This window comes from Synechococcus sp. H60.1 (assembly GCF_047462335.1).
Taxonomy (GTDB): Bacteria; Cyanobacteriota; Cyanobacteriia; order Thermostichales; family Thermostichaceae; genus Thermostichus.
Genome location: NZ_JANSJA010000195.1, coordinates 1 through 6704, shown reverse-complemented (window position 1 = coordinate 6704; position 6704 = coordinate 1). Strand labels below are relative to the sequence as shown.

Sequence of the window (6704 nt, the reverse complement as noted above, 5' to 3'; positions counted from 1 at the left end):
GGCAAGGTAGCAAAGACGGGATCCCTTCATGAAAGATTTCTACCGCGAGCTGGAAATAAAGCCCGACGCGACCCTTGAAGAAATTAAAGAGAACTACAGGCGGCTTGCCAAAGAGTATCACCCGGATCGTCTCCCTCCCGGTACACCGGACAAGGCTCGACAATACATTGAAGAAAAATTTAAGTCGATTCAAGAGGCCTACACGATACTCAGTGACCCTGTCAAGCGAAAAGCCTACGACTCTCAAAGGGCTTCCCAGGCTCCGCAGACCAAAGGGAGCGAGTATAGCCCAGGCCTGAAAGCCAAACCCAGCTATAGCACCCAAGACGGCAGCACTTGGCCGTTCGACCCTGACAAGATACAGAAAGCTGCAAAGGAAATAGAGCGTCGCAAGGAAAGTATCGAAGTTAACTACAATCAAAAGATAGAGCAAGTGAAGTCTGAGCTAAGGAGAAACCTTATTTCAATCGGCATTAAGGAAGAGGATGCCAGAGTTGATTATGCCTTCCTTACTAAGGATGAAAACATACAGAACTGCCTTTTCTCTTTGTTTTTGGGCTTTTTGGCTTTCTTAGGAGGCTGGGGAGCGATTGGTACTATACTTGTAATCATTGCCTTTGCATTTGCTTGGTCAGCATTTTCTGACAGGTACAGTAAAGCGCAAGTGGAGACAGCCAAAAGTTTCCAAGAAAGGGCGAAGTCAAAAATCGCCCTACATGAGAAAGAAAAAAGTGCGGAACTCACTCAACTTCAGCTTTACTACAGGAGCAGGATCGACTACTTTAAGAGTCTCTCCCTTGAGTCTTTATCCCCTGAGTTTATAGGCGGGCTTAGCGGAGAGGATCAGCTTTTTCTATTGACGGCGATAAAGGAAAGAGCGGACGCTGAGAAGCTAAAGGAGGATCTGAAGCTGGCGGCTGGAGTCGCTGTTGGTATTGGCATACTGGCAGTTCTATTTGGTTTGGGCGGTGGATTCTACCCCCATTGATCCTAGGCCGGCAGGAGGAGCAAAACCTTGGAGTCCGGATTCTCCGGCGAGCTCCTCGGTGGCAAAACCAGACTTTGCCACTCTTGGTAGCTGAGGCCAAGCCGAGTCATTTCAGTGATTTCGTATCTGTAGCCTTCCAGTCTCCTGTCCAACTCGATCATAGACTGGGCAGTTGCTATAACTTGATTTACTCGAGACATTAGCTTGAAAATGACGTCTCTCCGAGCAGCGGTGTTCCAGGGTAGGCGATCCCAGAATGTCCAATCTAAACCAACCAGAGATGGGGAAATGAGGGCAAGGATGGCATTCCTAGATCTTATCGGCATACTATCAAGATAGGATTCAATGTCTTGTGCGCTGAAAATAGCCGGTCGTATATATTCGTCAAACAGCTTATTCGTATCGGATTCACCCGTTGCATACTTGAGAATCTCCACAACGCTTGACAAGCTGACTCCTTGGCAATCTCTGTGAAGATATCCTGAAGGATTTTCAGTCAACAAAAGCTTGACGTACTTTCTAATACGAGGTTCTAGAACTTCCTTGGCCTCCGCCAGGCGCTTCAGAGCCATCTCATGCTCCTCCAGCTCTAAGTAACATTTAATCTCTGTAACATAGACTAAAGATAGGATTAAGATGTACTCGCGAGCCAAAATGCCGTTGTTCTCGTTCCAATTGGAATCCCACGCAGCTTGATAATAGTGCTCGGCCTCAAGCAAAGGCTGAATGACCTCGGTTACCAATCGCTTCCTGTTGGTCTGGGAAGACATCTTCAAAGCTATTTCTGCAACGTTGATAGCAGACTTAGCCTTAGCAAGGAGCGATCTATCTATTGTATCCTTGAGCTCTGAGATGGATTGTTGAAGATGTTGAATTCGAGAGTCAATTTGATCAAGCTTAGAGATGACGACCGCAAAGCCTATGGCAGACAAACCCAGGTTAGCCAGACCAAGAGCAGTATTGAATTGGGTTAAGCCTAAGACAGTGTTTAGTTTATTGCTAATGTCAATGAGTCTTAGGTTGATCTGCCTCAACTGAATGTTGGCAAAGATCCCGTTGATGATATCCACTCCCGGGATCCAGTTGCCAATGCTATTTGCGAGTGTCAAGCCCCCTGTTTCTCTCAGCCAGGCCACCACCCGCTTAGAGGCCACTTCTCGCACCACGCCGCCTACGCGCTCGTAGGTTCCATTCTGCAGGCCTTTTAGGATGGCTTCGGGAATCTCTAGGATGACTTGCTCGGAAACCATAAGTCAGGAGCTCCCCGCGTTTGCTGCCGCTAAACTAGCACAGAGAAAACCCTCTGAAAATGCCTGCACTTGGAGAGTTCGCCAAGGCTTATTCTCAGTTGCAAGGGTAAGAGCTTAGCATGGAGATCCAGCCTCTCTCGCTGTTGCGTTGCCGCTATGTCTGAGCCTGCTGGTCGTCTGGTTTGGAACCACTCCACCCACATTTCTGGGCTGATCCCTGTCCTGGAGCGCCTGACTCGACAGCCAGGCATTAAAACTGTAACGCCGGGCGCCTTGTCCTGCAGTCGGGGGCGGATCCCGCAGTTGCAGTTGCGGGTTTCCGTGCCTATTCGGGGTGGATACAAGTTGGTGGCCCGCAAGGGCAGCAGCGTGCAAGAGGTGTTTGTGGTTACCGACCTCAGCCAGTCGGAGCTGGAAGCAGCAATTCGCCGCTGTCTGGAGTAGGTTTGTACTCTGGGCGCGCCATGTCCCGTGCTAGCCTCAAGCCTGCCCGCATCAGCGCCGTCCTACCTGGATCCCTGGCGGCAAAGGTGGGCATTCAGCCGGGGGAAGCGCTGATGAGTATCAATGGCGAGAAACCCCGCGACCTCATCGACTACCGTTTCCTCATTGCTGAGGAATATCTCTGCCTGGAGATCCTAGACAGCCAGGGGATCCCGCGCACGGTTGAGCTGGAAAAAGACGTGGACGAGGATCTGGGGCTGGAGTTTGAGACGGCTTTGTTCGATGGTCTCATCCAATGCAATAACGCCTGCCCCTTTTGCTTTATCGACCAACAGCCTCCTGAGATGCGGGCAAGCTTGCACCTCAAAGACGATGACTACCGCCTCAGCTTTCTCTACGGCAGCTACCTCACCCTCACCAACCTGACTGCTGCCGAGTGGGATCGCATTGCCCGCCTGCGCCTTTCTCCCCTCTATGTGTCGGTCCATGCCACCGACCCCCAGTTGCGCAGCCGCCTGCTCAAAAACCCGCGCGCTGGCTTGATCCTGGAGCAGTTGGCCTGGTTTCGCCAACACCGCCTGCAACTGCATGCCCAAGTGGTGGTTTGCCCAGGCTGGAACGATGGGGAGCAGCTAAGTCGCACCCTTTTGGACTTGGCCGCCTTTGGCCAACCCATTGAAGGGATCCCAACCGTCCTCTCGGTGGCGGTGGTACCGGTGGGGCTAACCCGCTTTCGCCCTCCCCATGATGAGCTGATCCCAGTGGATGCTGCCAAAGCGGCGGAGGTGATTGATCAGGTGGAAGCGCTGCAGGCGCAGTTTCGCCAAGAACTGGGATCCACCTTTGCCTGGCTGGCTGATGAGTGGTATCTGCTGGCGGGTCGGGAACTGCCGCCGGCAGAGCACTACGAAGATTACCCCCAACTGGGGAATGGGGTGGGATCCCTGCGCTTGTTCTTGAGCGAGTTCGAGCAGGTGCAGCTGCCGGCTGGGATCCCTGCTCCTCTCAAAGTCCTCTGGGTGGTGGGCAACGCTGTGGAACAGGCCTTCCAGCCTGTGGTCAAGCGGATGAACGGCATTCGGGGGCTGCAGTTGGACCTGTTGCCCATTGCCAGCCAATTCTGGGGACAAACCCTGACGGTAACCGGGTTGTTGACAGGACAAGACATTCTGGGCGCTCTGAAATCCGTTGAAAACTTGGCAAGCTACGATGGGCTACTTTTGCCCCAGATTGCTCTTAAGGATGGGGAGCGCTTCTTGGACGATCTCACCTGGCAAGAGTTGCAGGCCCAAGTCGGGATCCCGGTGGTGCGGGTGGACGGGGGTCCAGCAGGCTTGCTGCAGGCGGTGCAGGGGCTAGGATCAAGGGCAGCTCCGGGCCAAGGACGGTGAGGCCATGCAGCGGTTGCGGCGAGGGCTGCTCCTGTTGCTTTGGATTGGACTGGGGATCCTAGCCATCACGGCTTTGGCGTCTTTCTATGTGGATCTGGCCTGGTTTGCTGAGCTGAACGCCCTGCCAGTGCTGTGGACACGGGTGATGGCTCGCTGGGGGCTAGGCCTGGGCGCCTTTGGCTTTGCCCTGGCGGTGGTGGGATCCAACCTGCGCGCCTGCTGGCGGGGAGCGACCCTGACAGGGGCCTGGGCGATCGCGCTGGGGTTGAGTGGATGCTTTGCCTGGGCTCTTTCCAATCAGTGGTTTACGCTGCTGCTCTGGCTCCACCAAGTGCCTGTCGGGGAGTCCGACCCCATCTTTGGCCGCGATCTGGGCTTTTTTCTTTTCGGCCTGCCCTTTTGGGAGACGCTGCAGCACTGGTGTTTCAACTTGGTGCTGCTCACTTTGATCACGACAGCGCTCATCTACCTGGTGGAGCTAGGGCTATCGGAGCAGCGGCTGACCCTGGCCCTTTCCCTGTTTGCCCAGCGGCACTTGCTGATCCTGGCGGGATCCCTGTTTTTAATTCGCGCCTGGGGCCACTGGCTGGATCGCTATGAGCTGCTCTACTCCACCCGTGGCGTTGTCTTTGGCGCCGGTTTTACCGATGTCCACGCCACCCTGCCAGCCACCACTCTAATGAGCGGGGTGGCTTTCCTAACGGCCATTGGCTTCTGGGTTTTGGCCCGCCAAGGGATCCGCCTCCGCCTTCCCTTTTTCAAATCCTGGTGCCCTGCCTGGGCCAGTTCCCTGCTGGCACCGGCTTTGCTTTGGGGGGCCTACCTGGGGTTTGGGCTGCTGACTACCCGGCTTTACCCGCAACTGGTGCAAACCCTTTTGGTCACCCCCAACGAGCTGGAGCTGGAGCGCCCCTACATCGAGCACAACATCCGCTTTACCCGCGCTGGCTTTGGCCTGACCGAGGTGGAGGTGAAACCCTTTCTGGAGGAGGGATCTCTTACCTGGGAGATCCTGCAGCAAAATCAATCCACCCTGCGCAACGTGCGCCTTTGGGATACGGAGCCTCTCTTGGTTACCTATCGCCAACTGCAGGAGATCCGTCCCTATTACCAGTTTCCCGATGTGGATGTGGATCGCTACCGCATTGGCGGAGAACTGCGCCAAGTGATGCACGCTGCGCGGGAATTGGACTTTGCCCAGGTGCCGCCTACGGCCCAAACTTGGGTTAACCAGCGGTTTTTCTACACCCACGGCTATGGCCTCACCCTCAGCCCGGTGAACGTGGTTACCCCAGAGGGACTGCCGGACTTTTTTCTCTCGGATATCCCACCGCGGGTTTCTCCCCGCTACCCGGAGGTGGCGCAGGTGCTGCGGGTGGAACAGCCGGCTCTCTACTACGGCGAGCTGACCACTACCGACGTGTTTGTGGGAGCCGAGGCAAGGGAGCTGGACTATCCCGCTGCCGATCGCTATGTCTACAGCAGCTACCGCGGCACGGGCGGCGTGCCCATCCCCCACCTCTGGCAGCGCTTTCTCTACGCCTGGCACTTCCGGGATCTGCGCATTCTTCTCAGCCGCGAGCTTTCCTCTACCACCCGCTTTCTCTATCGCCGCCAGATCCGGGAACGGGTGCGCCAGGTGATGCCCTTTTTGCTCTACGACCGGGATCCCTACCTGGTGATTCAAGGGGGCAAACTCTACTGGTTTTTCGATGCCTACACCACCAGCAGCCGCTACCCCTACTCGGAGCATCTGCCCGGCTTCCCCTTCAATTACATCCGCAACTCCGTCAAGGCGGTGCTGGACGCCTACAACGGCAGCATCGACTGGTACATTGCTGATCCTCGGGATCCCCTCATCCAAGCCTACGCCCGCATTTACCCCACCCTGTTCCAGCCCCTAGAGGCCATGCCGGAGCCGCTGCGGCAGCACATCCGCTACCCCCAGGATCTCTTCCGCCTGCAAGTGCAGCAATTTGCCACCTACCACATGACGGATCCCCGGGTTTTCTACAACCGGGAAGACCAGTGGCAGATCCCCAACCAGTTCCGCAAGCAACGGCGCCTCCCCATGCAGCCGCAGTACCTTATCCTCACCTTGCCGGAGGAAAACCAGCCCCAGTTTGTCTTGCTTTCCCCCTTTACCCCCCTCAACAAGCAGAACATGGTGGCTTGGATGGCCGCCCGCTGCGATGGGGAAAACTACGGCAAGCTGCTGGTGTATGAGTTTTCCAAGCAGCGCCTCATCTACGGGCCGGAACAAGTAGAGGCGCGGGTCAACCAGGATCCCGCCATTTCCGAGCAAATTGCCCTCTGGAACGAACACGGGTCGCGGGTGAACCTGGGCACGCTGCTGGTTATCCCCATCGAGACCTCGCTTCTCTACGTCCAGCCCCTCTACCTGGAGGCAGAACAGGGCCGCCTGCCCCAGCTTACCCGGGTCATCGCCGCCTACGAAGACCGGGTGGTGATGGAGCCAACCCTCAGCCAGGCCCTGGAAGCCCTCTTCTCCCCCACCGGCAGTCGCCGCTCCAACCGCTGAGGCTGGGGGATCCCTTCTCAGATTTCCGAAAGCCAGTTGACAGAACTTAACGGATGTTTTAAGGTTGTGTTGTCAATCTTCGCGCTTCC

General features: G+C 56.0%; 5 protein-coding genes. 4 read left to right on the top strand and 1 reads right to left on the bottom strand.

Features of this window, described 5'->3' with window-relative positions:
- Positions 1–28 precede the first annotated feature (28 nt).
- Positions 29–988 carry a J domain-containing protein gene (locus tag NW852_RS10020; protein ID WP_414372159.1) on the top strand — a complete coding sequence of 320 codons (960 nt, stop codon included), beginning with the start codon at positions 29–31 and terminating at the stop codon, positions 986–988.
- A gap of 2 nt (positions 989–990) precedes the next feature.
- Here NW852_RS10020 and NW852_RS10015 read toward each other — a convergent pair whose 3' ends face one another.
- Positions 991–2238 (bottom strand): hypothetical protein, encoded by a 1248-nt coding sequence (locus NW852_RS10015; RefSeq protein WP_414372158.1) that lies wholly within the window; start codon positions 2236–2238, stop codon positions 991–993.
- A 156-nt stretch (positions 2239–2394) separates the two neighbouring features.
- On the opposite strand from NW852_RS10015, the gene NW852_RS10010 reads away from it, so the two are divergent.
- The 3 genes from NW852_RS10010 to NW852_RS10000 are packed head-to-tail and all read left to right on the top strand — an operon-like array spanning position 2395 to position 6615.
- Positions 2395–2682, top strand: coding sequence for a DUF2103 domain-containing protein (locus NW852_RS10010; RefSeq protein ID WP_414372156.1), 288 nt, complete (start codon positions 2395–2397; stop codon positions 2680–2682).
- 20 nt (positions 2683–2702) lie between these two features.
- The gene (locus NW852_RS10005) at positions 2703–4073 is read left to right on the top strand and encodes a TIGR03279 family radical SAM protein (protein ID WP_414426699.1); all 1371 of its coding nucleotides are present in this window, start codon (positions 2703–2705) and stop codon (positions 4071–4073) included.
- A 4-nt stretch (positions 4074–4077) separates the two neighbouring features.
- Positions 4078–6615: a UPF0182 family protein gene (locus NW852_RS10000; protein ID WP_414372152.1), complete on the top strand. Its 2538-nt coding sequence runs from the start codon at positions 4078–4080 to the stop codon at positions 6613–6615.
- Positions 6616–6704 lie beyond the last annotated feature (89 nt).

What these genes read in the sequence shown, in the direction of transcription:
- NW852_RS10020 (WP_414372159.1), top strand. Translation starts at nt 29, where the DNA reads ATGAAAGATTTCTACCGCGAGCTGGAAATAAAGCCCGACGCGACCCTT.
- NW852_RS10015 (WP_414372158.1), bottom strand. Translation starts at nt 2,238, where the DNA reads ATGGTTTCCGAGCAAGTCATCCTAGAGATTCCCGAAGCCATCCTAAAA.
- NW852_RS10010 (WP_414372156.1), top strand. Translation starts at nt 2,395, where the DNA reads ATGTCTGAGCCTGCTGGTCGTCTGGTTTGGAACCACTCCACCCACATT.
- NW852_RS10005 (WP_414426699.1), top strand. Translation starts at nt 2,703, where the DNA reads ATGTCCCGTGCTAGCCTCAAGCCTGCCCGCATCAGCGCCGTCCTACCT.
- NW852_RS10000 (WP_414372152.1), top strand. Translation starts at nt 4,078, where the DNA reads ATGCAGCGGTTGCGGCGAGGGCTGCTCCTGTTGCTTTGGATTGGACTG.